The sequence below is a fragment of the Amycolatopsis circi genome, assembly GCF_003385235.1.
GTDB lineage: Bacteria > Actinomycetota > Actinomycetes > Mycobacteriales > Pseudonocardiaceae > Amycolatopsis > Amycolatopsis circi.
In genome coordinates this window covers 26,694-46,928 of record NZ_PQIA01000065.1, presented here as the reverse complement: position 1 = coordinate 46,928, position 20,235 = coordinate 26,694, and the positions used below count along the sequence as shown (strand labels likewise).

Sequence of the window (20,235 nt, the reverse complement as noted above, 5' to 3'; positions counted from 1 at the left end):
GTCCCTCGATGCCACCAAACCCGGTGACACCACCCCCCGGATCATGGGTTCGACTGGGGGAGTAAGTCATGCCAGGCCTGGCGACCACGAACTCCTTGATCAGGAGCTACGAAGAAGGTAACGGGGGAGCGCGGTCGACGGCGAGAATCCGGTGCCGCTGCCGAGGAAACGGAGATCCTCGAGCTGACCAGCCGGGTGCCCGCGGTCGGAATCCGGCTGCTGGGGCCCATTGTCTAGGGGGTGGCAGCGATCCCGTTGGTGCGTAATGTCGGACTGGTCATGCCGCACATCTAGCCCTGGGGGGCCGTTGAGCGAGTCCGAACGCAACCTGGTCGCCGCATTGCGTACGTCGCTGAAGGAGAATCATCGGCTCAAAGACGAGAATCGGCGGCTGCAGGGCGCGGCCGCGGGAGCGGAACCGGTCGCGATCGTCGGCGCGGGATGCCGGCTGCCGGGCGGGATCGAGACGCCGGAACAACTGTGGAGTCTCCTCTCCGAAGGCGGCGACGCGATCGGCGGGTTCCCGGACGACCGGGGCTGGGACGTCGAGCGGCTTTACGATCCCGAAGGGGTCCGGCCGGGGTCGATTTCCGTGCGCGAGGGCGGGTTTCTGACCGGGGCCGGAGAATTCGACGCCGGGCTTTTCGGGATCAGCCCGCGCGACGCCCTGCTGATGGACCCGCAGCTGCGGATGCTCCTGGAAACCGGCTGGGAATCCTTGGAACGGGCCGGAATTCCGCCGCGTTCGCTCGGCGGCAGCCGGACCGGCGTGTTCACCGGCGTGATGTACCACGACTATCCGGGCAGCTTCGCCGCGTCCGGGATGGTGTCCGGCCGGGTGGCTTACACGTTCGGCCTGCAGGGACCGGCGATCACGGTGGACACGGCCTGTTCGTCGTCGCTGGTCACCGTGCATCTCGCGGCGCAGGCGCTGCGCGCGGGGGAATGCGAACTCGCGCTCGCGGGCGGGGCGACGGTGATGTCCACGCCGCGTACGTTCGTCGAGTTCAGCAAGGACGGCACGTTGTCGCGCGGCGCGCGGTGCCGGAGCTTCGCCGAGTCGGCCGACGGAACGGCGTGGTCTGAAGGCTGTGTGATGCTGGTGCTGCAACGGCTTTCGGACGCGCGCCGGTCCGGGAGGCCGATCCTGGCGGTGCTTCGCGGCAGCGCGGTCAACTCTGACGGTGCGTCGAACGGCATCACCGCCCCGAACGGTCCGGCGCAGCGCCGGGTGATCCGGCAGGCGCTGGCGTCGGCCCGCTTGTCGGCCGCGCAGATCGACGTCGTGGAGGCGCACGGCACGGCCACACCGCTCGGCGATCCCATTGAGGCGCAGGCACTTCTGGCCACCTACGGCGCGGATCGCGGAGGCGCGGGCCCGCTGCGGCTCGGGTCGTTGAAGTCCAATCTCGGGCACACGCAGGCGGCGTCCGGCGTCGCTGGGCTGGTGAAACTCGGGCTCGCGTTGCGGCACGAGCTGCTGCCGAAGACTTTGCACGTGGACGCTCCCAGCAGCCGGATCGAGTGGGCCGCCGGTGAGGTCGAGCTGCTGACCGAGGCGGTGCCGTGGCCTCGCGGAAGTCGGCCGAGGCGGGGTGCGGTCTCGAGTTTCGGGTTGAGCGGGACGAACGCGCACGTCGTCGTGGAGGAAGCGCCGCCAGCCGCGGAAAGCGCCGCGGACGAGCGGGCGGCGGTGCCGGTCGGGCTCGGCGGGCACGATCCCGAGGCACTGCGGGCGCAGGCGGAACGGCTGGCCGAGCGGCTGCGCGAGGAGCCGGATCTCCGTCCGGCCGACGTCGCCTGGACTCTCGCGACCGGACGCACCCATCTGGAGCACCGGACGGTGGTCGTCGCACGCGATCGGGACGAACTGCTGGCCGGGCTGGACGGACCGTCCGCCAGGGTGGCGCGCGGTGAGGGGCCGTTGGCGGTCCTGTTCTCCGGCGCCGGTTCGCACCGGACGGGCATGGGCGAGGAGCTGGCCGCCGCGTACCCGGTGTTCGCCGCCGCTTATGCCGCTGCCTGCGCGGAACTCGACCGGCACCTGGACCGTCCGCTGCGGGAGGCGATCGGCGGCGCGCTCGACGAGTTCCGTTACAGCCAGGCGGCGTTGTTCGCGATCGAGGTCGCGTTGTTCCGGCTGGCCGAATCGTGGCAGCTGCTTCCGGACGTCCTTTGTGGACACTCCGGCGGCGAGCTGGCCGCCGCGCACTGTGCGGGAGTGCTGTCGCTCGCGGACGCGGCGGAGCTGGTCGTAGGGCGGGCAACGTTGATGCAGGCTCAGCCGCGCGGGGTGATGGCGGCGATCGAAGCGGAGCCGGAGGAATTCGCCGGGGAAGCGGTCGATGTCGCGGCGGTCAACGGTCCGCGAGCCGTCGTCGTCGCCGGCGAGGAAGCGGCGGCGCTGGCCGTCGTCGCCCGGTTCTCCGCTGCGGGGCGGCGCACCAAGCGACTGGCGCTCTCGGTGGCCGGCCATTCGCGGCTGATGGACCCGGTTCTGGAGCCGTTCCGCGCGATCGCGGCGCGGATTACGTACGCCGAACCCGCGTTGCCTGTCGTTTCCACCGTAACCGGCGAGCCGATCGAAGCCTTCGACGCGGACTACTGGGTGCGCAACATCCGCCGGACTGTCCGGTTCGGCGATGCGATCCGCACCTTGGAGAGCCAAGGCGTCACCCGGTTCTTCGAACTTGGCGCGGATGGGCCGCTGACCGCCTTGTTGCCGGACGCTCCGCTGGCCGTCGCCGCGCTGCGCCGAGACGTGCCCGAGGACGTCGCGATCGCCAAGGCGATCGGGGAGTTGCACGCCGACGGGGTCGCTCTGGATTGGGCAGCGGTTTTGGCCCCTCGCTCGGCGAAACTCGTTGACTTGCCGACCTATGCCTTCCAGCGGGAACGCTACTGGCTGACCGCCTCGGACGGCGCGGGAGACCTGTCCGCGACCGGGCTCGAAGCTGCTGGACACCCGCTGCTCGGCGCTGCGGTTCCGTTGGCCGACGGCGACGGATTCCTGCTGCACGGCCGGATTTCGACCGCCGCGCAGCCTTGGCTGGCCGGACACTCCGTCGGCGGCTCGGTGCTGTTTCCCGGTACCGGCTTCCTGGAACTCGCTCTGCGCGCCGGTGAAGAGGCCGGTGACACGCGAGTTCGTGAGCTGACCGTGCACGCGCCGTTGGTGCTGGACGCTGACGGGGTCCGGGTTCAGGTCCGTGTCGGCGGGGCTGATGACGCCGGGGTACGGCCGTTGAGCATCTATGCGCAGACCGGCGACGCGCCTTGGGTGCGGCACGCCGACGGCGCGCTGGCTCCGGCTGGTCCGGCACCCGCGGCTGGCCCGTCCTGGCCGCCGGTCGGGGCCGAGCAGGTCGACCTCGACGGGATGTACGAGCTTCTCGCCGAGCGCGGCGTCGAGTACGGGCCGTTGTTCCAGGGATTGAAGACCGCGTGGCGGCGCGGGGACGAGGTGTTCGCCGAAGTCGCCTTGCCGGAATCCGCCGTGCTGGATGCTGCCGCGTTCGGCCTGCATCCGGCGTTGGCGGATGCCGCGCTGCACGCCATCGGCCTCGGTCCGGCGACCGGCGCGGAGACACTCCTGCCGTACTCGTGGTCCGAAGTGGACTTGTGGTCGCCAGGCAGTTCCGAGCTTCGAGTACGGGTGAAACCGCAGGGAGAGAACATGGTTTCCCTGTCCTTGTCCGACTACGCGGGCAATCCGGTGGCCACGATCGGCTCGCTGGCGCTGCGGCCGGTCACCGGCGTTCGGCGGGCTCCTCGCTCGGGCGCGTTGCTCCGTCCGGAATGGACTGAACGCGCGCTCGCCGCTGCAGAAGCGGAGGACGTCCAGGCTCTGGTGGTGTCACCGGGCGCCGACGCTGTCGCGGCACAGCACGAAGTCCACCGGATCCTCGCCGCGTTGCGCACCGCGCTCGCGGACGACCGGCGGATCGTGGTGCTCACCCGCCACGCGGCCGGGCTTCCCGGGGAACCGGTGGACCTGGCCGGTGCGGCAGTCGCCGGATTGGTCCGCTCCGCGCAGACCGAACATCCGGGCCGGATCGTGCATCTGGACACCGACGCGCCGCCGTTCGACGACCTGGTCGCCACCTTGAACGAGCCAGCCGTCGTCGTGCGCGGCAAGCGGATTCTGGCCCCGCGCCTGGTCGCCGTCGAAGCCGTCGAGAGCGCGGAGTGGGGACCAGGCCCGGTGCTGATCACCGGCGGAACCGGGCAGCTCGGCCGGTTGGTGGCCGAACACCTGGTGCGTCGCCACGGGGTCCGGGAACTGGTGCTGGCGAGCCGGACCGGCCGGGGCGGGGACGGCCTCGCCTGCGAACTGGCCGCACTCGGCGCGCGAGCCGAGGTGGCGGTCTGCGACCTCGCCGACCGATCCGCCGTAGCCGCGCTGCTGACCGCACACCCGGTCACCGCGATCGTGCACGCGGCGGGCGTGCTGGCCGACGGGATGCTCACTTCGCTGAGTGCGGACCAGGTCGACGCGGTCTTCGAAGCCAAGGCCGCCGCCGCGTGGAACCTGCACGAACTCGCCGGTTACGTGCACAGGTTCATCCTGTTTTCCTCCGCCGCGGGCATCTTCGGCGCACCGGGCCAGGCGAACTACGCGGCGGCGAACGCGTTCCTCGACGCACTGGTCCAGCACCGCCACAATCTCGGGCTGCCCGCACAGTCGTTGGCCTGGGGATTGTGGAACTCCGACGAGCGTACCGGCGGCCTTACCGAGGAAGCAGGCTTGGCGCTGTTCGACGCGGCCATTGCCGACCCGGCACCGGTACTGGTTCCGCTGCGGCTCGACGCGTGGCGTGGCGACGACATCCCGCCGCTGCTTCGCGGCCACGTGCGGACGCCCCGGCGCGCAGGTCGTTCCGCCGCAGGTCGGCTGCAGCGCACTCCGCCAGCCGAGCGTCGGGAGCGGTTGGAAGAGTTGGTCGGCGCGCAGGTCGCGGCCGTGCTCGGACACCGCGGGACCCTCGAACCCGGCCGTGCGCTGCCCGACCTTGGTTTCGACTCGCTCACCGCGGTCCAGGTACGCAACCGGCTCGCCGAACTGACCGGCCTGACGCTCGGTGCGACCCTGGTGTTCGACCATCCGACCGTTGCGGAGCTGGCGGCCTTCCTGGACGAGTCCTTTTCGGACTCTCCGAAGGAACCGTCGTTCCCGAAGCAAGCGGATCCGGTCGTCCGGCTGTTCGCCGAGGCAGTGGCCGCGGGCCGGGTCCCGGAAGGGGTCGCCCTGCTCGGAGCTGCGGCGAACCTGCGCGAGTCGTTCCGGGGGCCGAGGGCGGCAGCTCGGCCAGTGCGGCTCGCCGAGGGACCACGACGTCCCGCGCTGCTGTGCGTGCCTTCCCCGGCCGCGATGACCGGTGCCGTCCAATATGGACGCTTGTCCGCGCCATTCCGTGGCGACCGGCGGGTTTCCGTGCTGTCGCTTCCCGGTTTCACATCGGACGAACCGCTCCCGGCCGACCTCGCCACGCTCGTCGCAGTGCTCGCCGATCAGGTCCGGGAGGCCGCCGACGACGAACCGTTCGCGCTCCTCGGGTACTCGTCCGGCGGGCTGCTGGCCGAAGCCGTGGCTGCGGAACTGGCGCGCACCGGCCGTGCTCCGGCGGGCCTGTGCCTGCTGGACACCTATGAAATCGGCGGCCCGGGCGAGAACGCCGTCCACGCGATGGCCGGGGAAGTGCTGACCCGCGAGGACGACGGCGGATTCGACCGGGCGCAACTGACCGCCATGGGCCGCTACCTCGGCCTCCTCGCCGCCGCGGGGCCGCCGGACCTCCGGGTCCCCTCGGTGCTGCTGCGCTCCGGCAGCAGCTTCGGGGACGTGGCCGGGGCAGCGTGGCAGACGACGTGGTCGCGGGCCGACCGCGTGGAAACCGTGCCCGGGGACCATTTCAGCATCGTCGCCGAGGACGCGGAGAGCACCGCGTCGGCGGTCGGCGCGTGGCTGGAATCCGTGGCAGAACCGATCGTGGAAACCGTTACCGGACTTGGGAGTTCGTCGTGAACACTGAAGTGTGCCCGTACCCGTTCGCACCGTCCGCGCTGGCTGTCGACGCCCGGTACGGTCAAATGCGCGAGCAGCAGGGGATGAGCCGGGTGCGGCTGCCGTACGGCGGCGAGGCGTGGCTGGCGACGCGGTACGAGGACGTGCGGGCCGTGCTGGTGGACCGGAGGCTGATGCGCAGCCTGACCGTCGGCAAGGACGCGCCGCGCGGGACCGAGGCGATCGAAAGCGAAAGCTCGATCATCACCATGGACCCGCCGGTGCATTCCCGCCTGCGCCGGCTCGTCGCGGCCGCGTTCACCCCGAAGCGGGTGGAGACGCTGCGCCCGCGGATCCAGGAAATCACTGACGGCCTGATCGACCGGATGATCGAGCAGGGCCCGCCGGCGGACCTGGTGTCGGCGTTCTCCATCCCGCTGCCGATCACCGCGCTGTGCGAGCTTCTCGGTGTGCCGCAAGAGGATCGCGAGAAGGTGCACACGTGGACCGACACCATGCTGATGCTCAGCGGCGACGGTTCGGACCACAGCGCGATCATGACCGCGCAGCGCGAACTGTGGGGTTACATCGCCGGTCTGGTCGCTGAGCGCCGGGAAACTCCCACCGACGACTTGATCGGCGCGTTGGTGCGAGCCCGCGACGACGAGGGCCGCCTGTCCGAGGGCGAGCTGATCGACCTGTCCGGCGGGATCCTGGCAGTCGGCCACGAGACGACCGCGAACCACATCTCCAACCTGCTCTACACCTTGCTGACCAATCCGGAGCAGCTGGCCCGGCTGCGCTCGGACCCCGGCCTGATGCCTTCGGCGGTCGAGGAACTGCTGCGGTTCGTCCCGCTCAGCGCGAGCGCCAGTTTCGCGCACATCGCCAGCGAGGACGTCGAAATCGGCGGCCAGCTGATCCGCAAGGGCGAGGCGGTGTTCGCCGACGTGGACGGAGCCAACCGCGACGCGACTGTGTTCGCGTGCCCGGAGGACCTCGACCTCGCCCGGCCGCGCAACCACCACGTCGGCTTCGGCCACGGCCCGCACCACTGCCTGGGCGCCCAGATGGCGCGGCTGGAACTGCAGGTCGCGCTGGGGACGCTGCTGGCCCGGTTCCCGGACCTGGGGCTGGCGGTGGACGCGGCCGAGGTGCCGTGGCTGAGCGCGCGGCGGCAGCGGGGACCCGAACGGCTGGAGCTGACCTGGACCGAGGCGTTGCCCGCGCAGTGACGCTCCCGCAAAGGTCCGTGAAGGGCCCCTTGAGGGAATCTGGTTCCCTCAAGGAGTCCTTCACGGACGTTCGAAGAGCCGTTGCGTCACCAGCCGCTGCGGTAGAAGCTTCGCGACACGTAACTGCTAGCCTCTGCCGCCCGCGCCGCGCACAGCTCCTCCTTCACCGCTCGCGCCTGCTTGACCAGCGGGTCGTCCCCAGGCGCGAGCGCCAGAAGGTCGATGACGTGCAACGCTTCCTGCGCCCGCCCGTCCGCGCGCAGCCGCTCAGCCTGGTCGAGCACGGCCTGCTTGTCCGTGATCGCCTCCGCCCGGGCAGCGGCCGCGACGTCCGGACGGGACGGGTGCAGGGTAGTCGGATTCCCGTCCCACCAGCCGGTTTCCGAGCGCACGATATCGCGGACGATGTACTCGCGGTGCCCGTAGTGCTCGCGCATCCACGGCACGTCGAACAGTTCGGCCGGATACCGGAGATCGTGCACGATGTCGTCCACCCGCCGGCCCCGGTTGAGCTGGTCCACGACCGCACTCCGCAGCCACCGGAGCGCGGCCGCGGTCATGGTGAGCTGCCGGACCGGATCCTCGCGGACGACCGGGCCGAACTCCGGTACCAGCACGGCTGGGTTCAAAGCGGCCAGCCGATCCAAAGTGTCCGCCCACCGGACGGTGTCGCGCATGGTCCGCATGGGCGTGCCGATGTTGGGGATGCCGTTGATCACCGCGGCACTGCCGTACAAAACCCGCTGTTCAGGCAGCCACACGGCGGTCACGTCGTCCGTTTCGGACGGTGCCCACAACAGCCGGACGTCCGGGGTCAGCGTCAGTGCTTCCCGGTAGGTCTCGTCGGGGAACGTGATCGGCGGAGGGGCCGTCAGGTCCGCCATCGGGCGGCGGAATTGCCGGGTGTTGATGTGGTTCTGCAACCCAGCGGTCTCCAGGTACCGCTGATAGCGGCGGACGACATTCTCGTGCGCCACGACGGTCGGGCGGCGTTCGCCATGCGCCGCGGCGTAGTCGAAGAACCCGGGCACGCCGTAGTTGTAGCCGAGATGCCCGTGGCTGTAGACGATCCAGCGCACCGGTTCGGACAACTGGTCGAGCACCGGCGCGACGAGGTCCGGAGACGGCCCGGTGTCGACCACGACGAGCCCCGAAGCGGTTTTCACCGCGAGGCTGTTGCCCTGCAATCCGATCGAGCGGACCCCGGGGGCGACCTCCGTGATCTCGCCGCTGCCGAAGAGCGGGTTTTTAGTGTCTTGGAAAGGCATCAGCCGACCACCTCGGTACGGAGTCCGAGCCGCCGCGCGGTGCGGTCTGGGTTGACGAAGAACACAGCCAGCAGACCGCCCACAATGGACAGCAGGCCGCTGATCGTGAAGGCGAGCGTGAAGCCGCCGCCGGGCGACGAAGCGGCCTGGATGAGCCGTCCGGTGAGGTACGGGGCGAGCAGTCCGGCGGTGGTGACCAGGCCGACGCTGATGGACAGCACCGCGCCGCGCTGCCGGGTCGGGCTGATCTCGGCGTTCATCGTGACGCCGAGCGCGAAAACCACCCCGCCGAGGCTGAACGCGACGGTCAGCAGCGCGATCTGGAACCAGCCCCCGGTGTGCGGGAACAGCAGCATCGCGAGACCGGAGATCAGCACCGCGACGCCGCCGAGCACGCCGCGCGCGACCCGGCTCGACACGCCGCGCCGCATCAGCCGGTCGCTGAGCGTGCCCTGGGCGAGGTTGAACACGACTGACGCGATCCATGGCAGCGCGACCAGCGTCCCGGTGGTCACCGTGCTGTAGTGCAACACCGTTTCCAGGTAATGCGGAACCCACGCGACCAGCACCGACAGCGCCCAGTACGCGGCGAAACCGGCCAGGAAACCGCCGAGCCACGTGCCGTTCAGCAGGATCCGGCGGTAGGGCACGCGGGGTTCGTCCGCTTCGGACTTGGCCTCGGCCGCGTGCACGGACGCGGTTCCGGCGACCTTCCCCTCCCGCCCGAAGATCGCCCACAGCAACGACCACACCAGGCCGACGACGAGCAGCGCGAAGAACGCCCACCGCCAGCCGTAGCCGACGATCAACGCGGTCAGCAGCGGCGACGCCAGCGCCACGCCGATGCCGGAACCCGCGTTCAGCAACGCGCTCGGCAAGCCGCGTTTCTCGTTGGGGAACCACTTGTACGCCGCGTGCATGGCCAGCGGATTCGCCGGGCCCTCGGCCGCGCCGAGGACGATCCGGCTGACCAGCACCGCGCCGAAACCGACGGTGCCGAGCATCGGGGCCTGCGTCAGCGCCCAGACCACGCCCAGCACCAGCAGGATCCACTTCGTCGACACTCGATTCGACACGAAGCCGACCACGATCGCCGAAATGCTGAACAGGAAGTAGAACCCGCTGCTGATCAAGCCGTACGACTCGGGCGTCAGGCCGAGATCGTGCATCAGCGGTTTCGCGGCGAGGCCCAGCACGGCCTTGTCCGCGAAGTTGATCAGCATGAACACCAGCAGCAGCCCGGTGACGACCCAGCCGCGGGCGCTGGTGCCGCGGGTGCGCCGTCCGGCGGCGGCTTCGGCGGGGAGAGCGGGAGCGTTCATCGTGGGATCCCCATTTCAACGTCGTTGTCGGACGGGGTGGTGGCGGGTCAGAAGGCCCAGCGGGTGCGTCCCGCGGTGCGGGTGCGGAGTTGTTCGGCGCGGTCGGTGCCGTCGAGCACGGCCTGGGATTCGGCGGCGGCCCAGGCGTAAACGCCCTTCGCCATCGTCGAGGTCGCGGCTTTTTCGAGTGCGGTGAACACTTCCGCGCGGGCGGTGTGCGCGGTCTCGTCCTCCGGCGCGGCGTCTACCGCGAGCTGGGCGAAGTGCCCGGCCAGCCGGTGTTCCCCGGCGGCGAGCAGTTCCCGCGCCCGCGCGGCCAGCCGGTCGGAGCCGCCGGAGAGGTCGGCGAGTTCGCGAGACAGTTCGGCGCGGCGGGCGGGTTTGAGGTTGGCCGGGTTGCCGTCGTACCAGCCGCCGTAGAGCCGCCAGACATTGCGGACGACGAACTCCGGCTCGTCGTAGGACGGTTTCAGATACGGCTTGGCCAGCAGTTCGGCGGGCGCGGTGACGCCGTGCACCACCTCATCGAGCGTGGCGCCGGCGTTCATCGCGTCCACGGTCTGGTCGTGCAGGGTTTCGAGGAACTCGGCGGTGTCGGTCAGCGCGGTGCGGATCCGGTCGGCGCCGACGATCGGCACGCCGTGTCCGGGCAGCAGCAGTTCCGCGCCGAGCCCGGCCATCCAGCGCAGCGCCTGCGCCCACTCGGCGGCGTAGCGCTGCACCTTCTGCGGATTGCCCGGATTGGGGGAGGACCAGATGAAAAAGTCGCCGCAGCACAGGATTTTCCGGTCGGGGAGCCACGCGATCGTCGCGTCGTCCGTTTCGCCGCGGCCGTGCTTCAGCTGGACGTCGAGGTCGCCGATCCGCAACGTCGTGGTGTCGCGGTAGGTGACGTCCGGATGCCGGTACCGGTCGGGCCAGCGGAAGCCGGGGGACTGGAACTGCCGCTGGTTGATCACCGTGTTGTAGCCGCGGGTGCGGTCGTACCGTTCGAAACGCGGCGGCGTGTTTTCGTGGGCCAGCACGGACGGGCGACGCCAGCCGCGTTCCTCGGCCTCGAGATCGAACGGGCCGACGCCGAAGACGTGGTCGATGTGGCCGTGCGAGTAGACGGCGGTGTGCAGCGGCGCGTCGGTGCGGGCGCGAGTCGCGCCGAAGAGGTCTTTCGCGGTGCGGCGTTCGCCGGTGTCGAAGCAGAACAGGCCTTCGTCGGTGGGGAAGAGGAAGACGTTGCCGAACGCCGGCCACATCCAGACGCCCTCGGCCAGCTCGTGCAGACCATCCTTGCGCAGCGTGCCGGTGTGGTAGACGCGGGTGTCGGCCTCGCCTCGCCAGACTTTGTCCGCGTAGTCGAGCAGGTCAGTCACTGGATGCCTCCTGAGCGGTCTCGGTGAACAGCGCGTCGACGGCGATCAGGTCGTCGCCGGTGACGCAGAGCGGGTTGAGGTCGGCCTCGGCGAATTCCGGGTGGTCGTCGAGGATGCGGATCAGCCCGTCGATCGCGGCGGCGACGGCGGGGACCGGTGCGGCGAGGACGTCGCCAGCCCATTCCGCCAGTTCGGCCCGTTGCTCCGGTCCGGCCGGGAGCAGCAGCGCGCGACGGGGCGCGGTGGGGTCTTCGGCACGGTCGCCACCCGCGCCAAGGACGATCGCGGTGCCGTACAACGGATCTCGCGTCGCGCCGAGGGCGAGTTCGGCGGTATGCGGCAGAAGCGGTTGCACGACAAGGGTGCGGTCCGGGTCGGTGGAGACCTCGTCCAGGCGGGCCTGGAGTGTCTCCAGCACCGCTGGCAGTTCGGCTGCGGTGACGCCGACACGGACCAGCCCAGCGCGGGCTCGGTGCGGCACGTCGGCGGCATCGCCTTTGACCACGTACGGTCCCGGCCAGCCGTGGTGCTGAACTGCGGAGGCGAGATCGGTCCCGGCGACGGTGTCGACGTGCGCGATGCCCGCGTCTTCCAGCAGCGGAATGGATCTCAACTCAGTCCACACTGGACGGTCGTCGCCGGTGATGTGGTGCGTGGGTTCGGGGACTCGGTCGGGGACCAGCACTCGTAGCCGACGCACGAGGGCACCGATGCTGGGCAGCACAGTGTCCGGCCGCCCGAGGTTCGCCAGCTCGCCGGGCGGCGCGCAGGCCCAGACGAACCACGTCGGCGTCCACATCTCAGCGGCGGCCGCGGCCAGCCGGTGGTAAGCCTCGCGGAACCGATCGCCGAACGTCAGATACAGCACGACGCCGTCCAGTTCCGGGTCTTCGTCGAGCGCGCCGAGCAGCTCGCCGACCCGGTCGAGCCAGCGGTCGATGTTGCCGCCGAGATCGACGGGGTTCTCGTCGGCCGCCTCGACCCCGCCGACCTCGGCGAGCTTCGCGCGCGTCGCACCGGACAGCGGCGGGATCCGGACGCCCAGCGCGGTGAGGTTGTCGGCGAGGATGCCGCCCGCGCCGCCGGACATCGTCAAGACCGCGAGCCGTGGTGCCGGGGGCAACGTCGTGCCTTTGCGCGCGCAGAGCACCGCGTCCACGAGCTGGTCGTCGTCCGTGACCAGGTGAATGCCCTCTTGGCGGCACAGCGAGGCGAGAAGGAAGTGATCACCGGCGACGGCCGCGGTGTGCGACAAGGCTGCCTGCCGACCGGCGGCGCTGCTGCCCACCGCGAGGGCCACCACGGTCTTTCCCGCCGCTCGCGCCTGACGACCAAGCTCGCGGAGGCCGTTCGCGTCGCGCACGCCTTCGAGGTAGAGCACGAGCACCTCGACGTCCGGCTGGTCCAGCAGATAGCTGCCGATTTCGTGGCCGGACAGACAGGCTTCGTTCCCGACGCTCGCGTAGTAGGAGTAGCCGATCCCGGCCTGTTCGAGCAGGTCGGCGAGCACGAACCCCATCGCGCCGCTCTGCGTGACAATCGCGATCGGGCCCGGCGGCACACGTTCGCGGTCGAGGAAAACGGTCGTGGACAGCTGCACGCCGGCGGGGTGGCTCACGACGCCGAGGCAGTTCGGACCCAGCACCGGCAGGTCACCGGCGGCCTCGCGCAGTTCGTCCTCCAGCGCGGTGTTGCCGCCCTCGGCGAACCCGGACGCGAAGACGATGACCGCGCCGGAGCCGAGTTCGCGCGCCTGCCGGACCAGTCCCGGGACTGTTTCCGCCGGGGTCGCGAGGACCACGAGGTCCGGGCGGTACCCGATCTCGGAGAGGGAGCCGACCGTCCGCACGCCGGGCAGGTCGAGCGGGCCGCGGGAGACCGCGAAGACCTCGCCGCCGTAGCCGCCGCGCAGCAGCCGGTCCAGCGCGATCCGTCCCCAGGACAGCGCGGTGGTCGCGGACACGCCGACCACGGCGGCCGACTTCGGGCGGAACAGCGGCTCGCAGCGCATGGGTCCGGGGCCTCCTGTGATCGCGGTCATGGACACAACCCCAACTGTCGCCGCTGGCAGATCCAGCTGGTAGCGCACATTGCCCAGGTTTTCGGCTACCGTGCTGTGACATGTCACAACTGTCGTGGCGCAGCTTCGAGCACCGGCTGCCGAAGGCGGCCGAGCGGACGATCCGCCGGTACGTCGAGACCTCCCCGCACTACCGGGGCGAGGCGCCCGCGGCCCTGCACCTGCACATGGCGCACACGTGCCGCGAGTTCGGCCGGATGTTCGCGCGCGCGGCGCGGGAGGGGACCGGGCTTCGCGAGGACGAACTGGAACTGTTCCGCCAGCGGGGCCGGGAACGGGGCTCGGAGGGGCTGCCGGTCAGCGAGTTCGTGCACGCGTACCTGCTGGCGGCCGAGGAGGTGTGGGCGGAGGTCCAGGACCTCTCCGGCGGGTCGCCGCCCGGCGAGACGACCGCGGTGCTGCTGAAGTGCCTGCACCAGGTGCTGAACGCGGCCGTGCGGGCGCACCAGAAGGAATTCCAGACCGCGGACCACGAACAGCGCGAGGCGGCACGGGCGCTGGTCCGGCGGCTGGCGGCGGGGGAGGTGGTTCCGGAACCGGCCGACGTCCGGCTCGCTCCGGCGTACGGCGTGCTGGCGCTGCGGTTCGCCGCGGACCCGGCGGATTCGGTCGGCGACGCGGTCGGCCGTCATCTGGCCGGACAGCGGAAGGCGCGGTTGCTGCTCCAGCACCTGCACCGAGAACTGTCCGGAGACGTGCTGGCCGCCTTGGAGCCGGACGGCGGACTGCTGCTGATCCCGTCCACTTCGGACAGTCAGGAGACGGCACTGATCGCGGCCCGGCAGGCGGTTCCGCGAGCGCATCAGACGACCGGCGTGGAGATCACCGGTGCCTTCGCCCACGCTGCCGAGTTGTCGGAAATCCCGGCGGCAGTGGCGGAAGCCGAGCGGCTGCTGCGGCTGAATACGGTCCCCGACTCCGTTGCGGTGCTCGCGGAACACCTCTTCGAATACCAGCTCAACCACGACAGCGCGGCGACCCCTCAGCTGCGTGCGCTGGCGGCACGACTGGACGGTGAGCCTGACTTGACGACGACGCTCCGGACATACTTCGACACCGACTTCAACCGTCGTGAGACCGCGCGGAAGCTGCATGTCCATCCGAACACAGTGGACAATCGCCTGTCGCGCATCGCCAACCTGACCGGCGCGGATCCGCGTACGGCCAAAGGGCTTTTGCTGCTCGGCGCGTCGCTGGGCTTGGCGGGCTGATCACCCGGCGAGAGAACCGCTGCCGCGGGGACCGGTCACTGTGACTCGGACGGTGCGAGCCGAAGGCAACTGGACGACGGTGACCTGCCAGGTCTGCGGCGTGCCGACGTCGATGGTTCGCAAGGCTTTCCGGACCAGGCCCGGAATCTCGTTGACCGGCAGGGTGCGGAGGTCGAAGCGCGGAACCTGGGCGCCGCTCGGTGCGAAGACGACCGTCAGCCGGTGCTCCTGGACGACCGCGGTCAGCGTCTGCGAGACGTCAGTGCTTTGGGCCAGCCCGTCGACGGCGCGGCGCAGCTCTCCCTCGTCCAGCAACGACTGGTCCGGGCCGACCTCGACCGTCGCGGAACCCGAAGAGGTCACCGTGGACGACGCGGGAGGCGGCTCCGGGGCGCTGGTTTCTTCTGGCGCGAAGAGTTCGACCCGGAAGAGCCCGAGGACGGCACCCACGGCGAGCAGCAGTCCGACGAGGGTGAGGACACCGGCGACGCAGCCTTCCGGCGGCGGGTGGACCAAAGCGGACTCGGCCGCAGGCTCGATGACCGCGTTCGCCGCCCGGCGCTGCCATTCCGGCGACGGGTTGGCCACGAGCCGCACCTTCCACGGCCGATCCGGCGGGTAGCAGACCACCAGGACGTCGCCCTTGCGGTAACTGGGAAGATCGACCAGGTTGACGGTGTGGGTCGCCGCCACGCGATGGGACGGTGCCCCGTCCGGCGCGACCGTGAGGACGAATTCGACCGGGAGATCGCCCGTTTCGGTGCCTCCGGCGCGGAGGCTTTCGATCCGCGCGAGCGCCACTACGGGACCCACCGCCGCCTCGCGAGCGCGTCGCGGAATGCCGCCGAGGTAGACGAGAATGCCGTAGCCGAGCGAAATTCCCAGCCCGGTTACGAACAACGGAACGCTCTCGACGATGATGCCGACGACGAGCGAGCACAGGGTCGCTCCGATCGCCAAGCCGGTCAGGAAGCCGAAGGCGATCGTGCGGAGGGCTGCCATGAAAGTAGTCCCTTCTCGGCGGTCAGAGGGAAATCGGTTCCACCAGAACGGCTTTCGGATCCTTCGGGTCGTAGCGGACCTGCACCGCGGAACCCGGCGAAGGGGCTTGGAAGATGGACGTGATCATGGTCGCGACGACCTCGCGTTCGCCGGTTTCGGTGGGAAACCGCACGTGGACGGTGAACCGCGGATTTCCCATGACCCAGACGTTCGTGAACTCCACGCGGGTGAGAGTCCCGGTCACCTGGCGACCGCAGTGGAGCAGTGCCTGTTCGCGATCGTCTGCCTCGGCCGCGCGCAGGAAAGACCGCAGCAGCACCACGATCAGGACCAGTGCGATGAGCCCGGCCACCGCGGGCACCAGAAACGGCTCGTAATAGACGACCCAGTCCACATCGGACCACGGCTCGGCCTTGCCGTCGAGGAAGGGCAGCCGTTCGCCCACGGATTCCGGTGCCGTCCACGACGGAGCCGCCACGCCGCTGCCCAGCGTCACCCCGAGTGCTGCGGCGAGCGAGCTTGCCCGGAAGCTGAGGCCCATGCGGCGCAACGACATTCCGCCGCCCCACAGCATCGCGAAGCCGAGCGACGACGCCACCGTGACCGACAGGCTGAAGAACAACACGAGCGAAGCCGCCGGTCCCGCGTCGGCCCCCCACGCGCCGACGCGGTTCAACGACATCAGCCGGAAGTTGTCCAGCAGCCCGAGCGCGCCAGACCATCCCGCGACGGCCCAGGCGAGCGTCGTGGGAATCCCGAGCAGCCACAACCGTCGGCTCGACGCACGGGTTTCTTCAGGATCGTCCGCCAAGCCGAACGCGAAGGAACTGAACATCGCGGCCGCCTACGCGATCGGGCCGAACACGGCGACCTTCGCCGGGTCAGCGGGGTCGAGCAGGGCTTCGTGCCGGGTGCCGGGCGCGTACTGCTGGATCGTCGCCTGCGGGGTGATCAGCGGGGTGACCGTCCGGTACATCATGCCGTCCGCGCGGGTGACCTCCAGAGTGGCGGTGTACTGCGCCTGCCCGGCGACCGTGCGGCCCGTCGGCTCCAGCGCGCGGATCACGAGGGTGGCCTTCTCGCCGGTGTCGTAGAGGCGGCGCAGTTCGGTGCCGTAGGCCTGGAGTTCCTGCTGCTGGCGCAGTTGCTCCTCCATCGGCAGCGCCAGGAACGCGGCCGTCTCCGGGTCGGCTGCGATGTTGCGGAACGCCTGCGCGGCCAGCTGCGGAGTCGGCAGCTGCGGGGTGATGTCGTGCCCCTGCGCGGCGGCCGCCTGGCGGAACTGCTCGGCGTGCTGCCGGAAGTCCTGCGCGCCGCGGGCCATGCCCTGCTGGGTGGCTTCGTTGATCTTGTCGCGGATCTTCTTGAACATGGGATGCCTTTCGCTGTGCCGGTGTGCTGGACACAGCTTCGGGCGGGCGGGGTGCTACCGAACCCAAGTTTCGCTGTCGTCGGTGGTATCGAGGCTGGTCAGGGCTGTCCGGGACGACCGGGGGAGTGGGTGCGGCGCGGACGGCGGCGTTCCGGCGGTTGGCCACGGTCTTGCCGCCGTTGGCGGACACAGGTCAGGGGTGCCCGGAAGACGGTGCGAGGGCTGGTTCGTGTCCCGGGAGCGATGGCCACAGACTGCGGGGTGGGTCTGCCACCGAACCCAAGTTTCGCCGTCGGCTGTGGTAGCGACGCGGGACATGGCTGCTCAGAGAGCGAGGGGCGGAGCTGCGGTGTTCGGTTCGGCTGGTGTGGCGGACGGGTTGCTATCTAGCCCAGGTCTTCCCGTCGTCAGTGGCGTCCAGGCAGGTCAAGGCCGCCCAGAAGACCGGCGACCGGCCCGGCTCCGGCTGTTCGCGCCAGCGGGCGAGCCGGGTCCGCTGCCATGCGCACAGTTCGGCGACCGGATCCGGTCCGGCGAGTGCGGTGTCGACGGCGATGAGCAGCTCGGCCATCGGATCCGCACCGGGAACCGCGGCCGAGGTCGGCAAAGCCCAGACCGTCGCGGCGACCAGCCCGGCTCCGGCGGCGACGGCGGCGAGGAGCACGCCGAACGGTTCCGGCAGGCCGAAGTCGCTCGCGCTGGCGCAGCCGATCAGCGCGACTCGCGCGGGCATGTCCACTTCGGACAGTGCTAGGTCGGCGGCGGTGAACGGCCGGTGCGCCCCGATCGGTGCGGCGGTGCCGGGCAGGTCGGCCGAGCAGGACAAATGGAGCGCGGTCTGCGCACCGTGAACGTCCTGGATGCGGCTGACGTGCCCCGCGAACACCAGCCGCGAGCACGGTTCGGCCAGCAGTTCGGCCAAAAGCCGCCGGTCGGTGTCGGTTCGGCGGACCAGGTCCAGGCCGTGTGCGACGGAGGGGCGGACTGGGCCGGTGGCGAGTCGCTCGTCCAGGTGGCGGATCAGCGGCGAGGTCGCATCCTGCTTGCCGAGCACGGACCCCAGTTCGCCGAACGCGCTCTGGCCGGGGATCCGCGGATCGAGCAGGTAGACGGGCGGTCCGGCGGCGGCTGGCTCGCGGCGCGGGATTCCGGCGGGGGCGAGCAGGGAGACGTCGGCGAGGTCGAGGATCCGGACGTCGCTGTCGAAGCAGGTGTCGACCTCGTCGGCGTCGAGCACGTGGTCCGGGCGTCGATCCGGCAGCGCGAGCAGGCCCCACGGGACCCCGGCGAGCGCTGGGGACGGCTGGATTCGCAGCAGTGGACGCGTGGTCCGCCGGAGTTGTGCGACGAGATCGGCGGGCAGGAGGTTGAGGGCTAGGACGCGGGCAAGGCGTTGTTCTCCGGCGGAAAAGGCCTCGAGCGAACGACGGACGGCGTCGGCGACCCGTTCGCCTTCGCGCGGCGTCGGGGAAGCCTCGGCCAGGAATCCGCGTGCCGTTTCGACGAGGTCGGCGTCGATCGGGTGCGTGTGGACGGTGTCGAGATCGCTGGTGGTGCGCCAGCTGAGGTAGGTGTGCCCGGCGTCGACATAGCGCAGGATGAACGTATCGCGACCGGGTTCGGCGGCGGGCCACGTCTCGACGGTCCCCGTCGCCGAGGCGCACCCGTACCGTTCGGCGGCCAGCCGGGACCAGGCGTCCAGCTCCATCGGCGAGGACGGCGACCAGCGCAGTCCGGGCGGCGGGGCGAGGCGCAGCGGGAGCGACGAGGTGACCGAACCCAGTGCTGCCAAGGGAAGCTGATCGGTCTCGGCGGGCAGTGCCGCCAGCGCGGGGAGTTCACCGGTCAAGTTCAGGGAGCGGTCTTCGGGATACGCCCCGACGGCGCAGGCGCGTTCGATCAGTTCGGCCGTCAGGCGCGTTTCCCCGAGCTGGGTCAGCAGGACCATCAGCAGTTCCGTCGCCGGGCCCGCGACGCTGTTCGCCCACGCGGTGCGTGCCTGGGCCGACGCGAAGGCGAACCGGTACTCCTGCGCGGCGAGGGCCACCGGCAGCAGCAGGTCGAGCACCGCTCGCGGGTCTTCGCCGCGCCCGTAGCCGATCGTGGCCGACAGGTAATCGGCTCGCAGGCACTCCAGCCATTCGCCCGACTCGCGGGCCGCCGTCCGGAGCCGGGTCACGTGTTCCTCCGCGGACGGCCAGTCGCCCTCGGCCGCCGCACACCGAGCCAGCGCCGACGCGAGCCGGCGCGCGCCCGGAGTGTCGCCGTTCGCCGACCACAGCTTTCCCGCGTGTTCGAACTGGTCTCGCGCCTGCGTGGCCTCGCCGGCGAGCAGCAGCAACGTGCCCAGCGCGTAGCTTGCCTCGGCGACGTCACCGGTTACTCCGGCGGCGGCGAGTTCGTCCCTGGCTTTGACAATGGCCGCGATCGCGCCGGGGAGATCCCCGTCGAGCGCGCGGGTTTCGGCGAGCCCGATGGCGAATTTCGCGGCCGCTGGGCCCTCGTGCCGGGTGGCGAGCCGCAGCAGGTCCGCCGTCGCGTCCGCTTCCTCGCCGCCTGCCTGGCGGATGCGGGCGCGTTCGGCCCGTGCCATTGCCTGCAGCGACGTCACCTGGTCGCGGACCTCGTCGACGTCCGCGATGCGGTCCAGGTCGGTCAGGATGTGGTCGATCGCGTCGCGCGCCCCGGCCGGATCCCCGGCGGCCACTTGCACACGGACTTCGAGAATGCGCAGTTCCAGTTCGTCGGCACCGTGCGGGTCGAGCTGCTCGCGGGGGAACTGGCCGGTTTCGGCGGCCTTCCGGAACGCCGCGCGCCGTCGTTGACCGGCGAGCAGCTCGCGCGCCCGGTCGAGGTCACCCTCCTCAGTGGACAGTGAGATGAGGGCGCGTTCCGCTACCTCGCGGGAACCTTCGATGATCCGCAGCTCGGCGTACTGTCCGAAGTGGACGATGGCGGCGGTGCTCACGGTGAAGACGCCGAGCACGGCTTCCGCGCACTGGCGCGCGTTGCGGAGGTCGCCCGCGGAATAGCAGACGGTGGCCAGATCGCTGACAGCGGCAACTTCGAGGCTGACGCGGTCGAGTTGCTGGGCGAGCTGGCGCATCCGTGCGTAGGCCCGTTGCGCACCGGCGACGTCCCGCGCCGCGGCGAGTTGCTTGGCCTCGGTCTGGACGGCGAAGGCTTCGGTGAGGAGGGCATCGTACTCGGCTTCGGTCAGCGTGCACGCGGACAGTTCCTGGTAAGCCGCCGGGTCGAGGTCGAAATGCCTTGCGACGCAACGGCAGTTGTAGCCGTGCGAAACCGCGTCGGCCAGCTCCGGGGGCGGCGGACGGTCCGGCGGCGCGAGCGGCGGCGGAAACCCGACGAGCACG

At 70.6% G+C, this 20,235-nt stretch carries 11 protein-coding genes; 3 read left to right on the top strand and 8 right to left on the bottom strand.

The window, feature by feature from the left end; all coding sequences use genetic code 11:
• The first annotated feature begins 307 nt into the window (after positions 1-307).
• Complete coding sequence (locus D0D37_RS25580; RefSeq protein ID WP_116203108.1) at positions 308-6,025, top strand: type I polyketide synthase; 5,718 nt, start codon at positions 308-310, stop codon at positions 6,023-6,025.
• Complete coding sequence (locus D0D37_RS25575) at positions 6,022-7,239, top strand: cytochrome P450 (protein ID WP_116203107.1); 1,218 nt, start codon at positions 6,022-6,024, stop codon at positions 7,237-7,239. The genes D0D37_RS25580 and D0D37_RS25575 overlap by 4 nt, the downstream gene beginning before the upstream one ends.
• Positions 7,240-7,325: 86 nt before the next feature.
• Here the strand turns inward: D0D37_RS25575 and D0D37_RS25570 are convergent, their stop codons facing one another.
• The 4 genes from D0D37_RS25570 to D0D37_RS25555 are packed head-to-tail and all read right to left on the bottom strand — an operon-like array spanning position 7,326 to position 13,237.
• Positions 7,326-8,507: an alkyl sulfatase dimerization domain-containing protein gene (locus tag D0D37_RS25570; RefSeq protein ID WP_116203106.1), complete on the bottom strand. Its 1,182-nt coding sequence runs from the start codon at positions 8,505-8,507 to the stop codon at positions 7,326-7,328.
• Positions 8,507-9,829: an MFS transporter gene (locus D0D37_RS25565; RefSeq protein ID WP_116203105.1), complete on the bottom strand. Its 1,323-nt coding sequence runs from the start codon at positions 9,827-9,829 to the stop codon at positions 8,507-8,509. Before D0D37_RS25565 ends, D0D37_RS25570 begins: the two co-directional genes overlap by 1 nt.
• 47 nt (positions 9,830-9,876) lie before the next feature.
• Positions 9,877-11,196 (bottom strand): alkyl sulfatase dimerization domain-containing protein, encoded by a 1,320-nt coding sequence (locus D0D37_RS25560; RefSeq protein ID WP_116203104.1) that lies wholly within the window; start codon positions 11,194-11,196, stop codon positions 9,877-9,879.
• Positions 11,189-13,237 (bottom strand): acetate--CoA ligase family protein, encoded by a 2,049-nt coding sequence (locus tag D0D37_RS25555; protein WP_244223674.1) that lies wholly within the window; start codon positions 13,235-13,237, stop codon positions 11,189-11,191. The genes D0D37_RS25560 and D0D37_RS25555 overlap by 8 nt, the downstream gene beginning before the upstream one ends.
• A gap of 80 nt (positions 13,238-13,317) precedes the next feature.
• On the opposite strand from D0D37_RS25555, the gene D0D37_RS25550 reads away from it, so the two are divergent.
• On the top strand, positions 13,318-14,487 hold the full coding sequence (locus D0D37_RS25550; protein ID WP_116203102.1) for a PucR family transcriptional regulator: 1,170 nt from the start codon (positions 13,318-13,320) through the stop codon (positions 14,485-14,487).
• Here the strand turns inward: D0D37_RS25550 and D0D37_RS25545 are convergent, their stop codons facing one another.
• The 4 genes from D0D37_RS25545 to D0D37_RS25530 form a co-directional block, all read right to left on the bottom strand.
• Entirely contained in the window at positions 14,488-15,489 is a 1,002-nt protein-coding gene (locus D0D37_RS25545; RefSeq protein WP_116203112.1) for a hypothetical protein, read from the bottom strand. It abuts the gene before it with no gap.
• Between the two features lie 22 nt (positions 15,490-15,511).
• Complete coding sequence (locus D0D37_RS25540; protein WP_244223673.1) at positions 15,512-16,324, bottom strand: DUF3592 domain-containing protein; 813 nt, start codon at positions 16,322-16,324, stop codon at positions 15,512-15,514.
• Positions 16,325-16,333: 9 nt separating this feature from the next.
• Positions 16,334-16,861 (bottom strand): hypothetical protein, encoded by a 528-nt coding sequence (locus D0D37_RS25535; protein ID WP_116203101.1) that lies wholly within the window; start codon positions 16,859-16,861, stop codon positions 16,334-16,336.
• Positions 16,862-17,243: 382 nt separating this feature from the next.
• Positions 17,244-20,234: a hypothetical protein gene (locus tag D0D37_RS25530; RefSeq protein ID WP_116203100.1), complete on the bottom strand. Its 2,991-nt coding sequence runs from the start codon at positions 20,232-20,234 to the stop codon at positions 17,244-17,246.
• Position 20,235: the final 1 nt, after the last annotated feature.

Coding starts and splice junctions, on each gene's coding strand:
- D0D37_RS25535 (WP_116203101.1), bottom strand. CDS start 16,861: ATGTTCAAGAAGATCCGCGACAAGATCAACGAAGCCACCCAGCAGGGC.
- D0D37_RS25545 (WP_116203112.1), bottom strand. CDS start 15,489: ATGGCAGCCCTCCGCACGATCGCCTTCGGCTTCCTGACCGGCTTGGCG.
- D0D37_RS25565 (WP_116203105.1), bottom strand. CDS start 9,829: ATGAACGCTCCCGCTCTCCCCGCCGAAGCCGCCGCCGGACGGCGCACC.
- D0D37_RS25550 (WP_116203102.1), top strand. CDS start 13,318: ATGTCACAACTGTCGTGGCGCAGCTTCGAGCACCGGCTGCCGAAGGCG.
- D0D37_RS25570 (WP_116203106.1), bottom strand. CDS start 8,507: ATGCCTTTCCAAGACACTAAAAACCCGCTCTTCGGCAGCGGCGAGATC.
- D0D37_RS25540 (WP_244223673.1), bottom strand. CDS start 16,324: ATGTTCAGTTCCTTCGCGTTCGGCTTGGCGGACGATCCTGAAGAAACC.
- D0D37_RS25555 (WP_244223674.1), bottom strand. CDS start 13,237: ATGACCGCGATCACAGGAGGCCCCGGACCCATGCGCTGCGAGCCGCTG.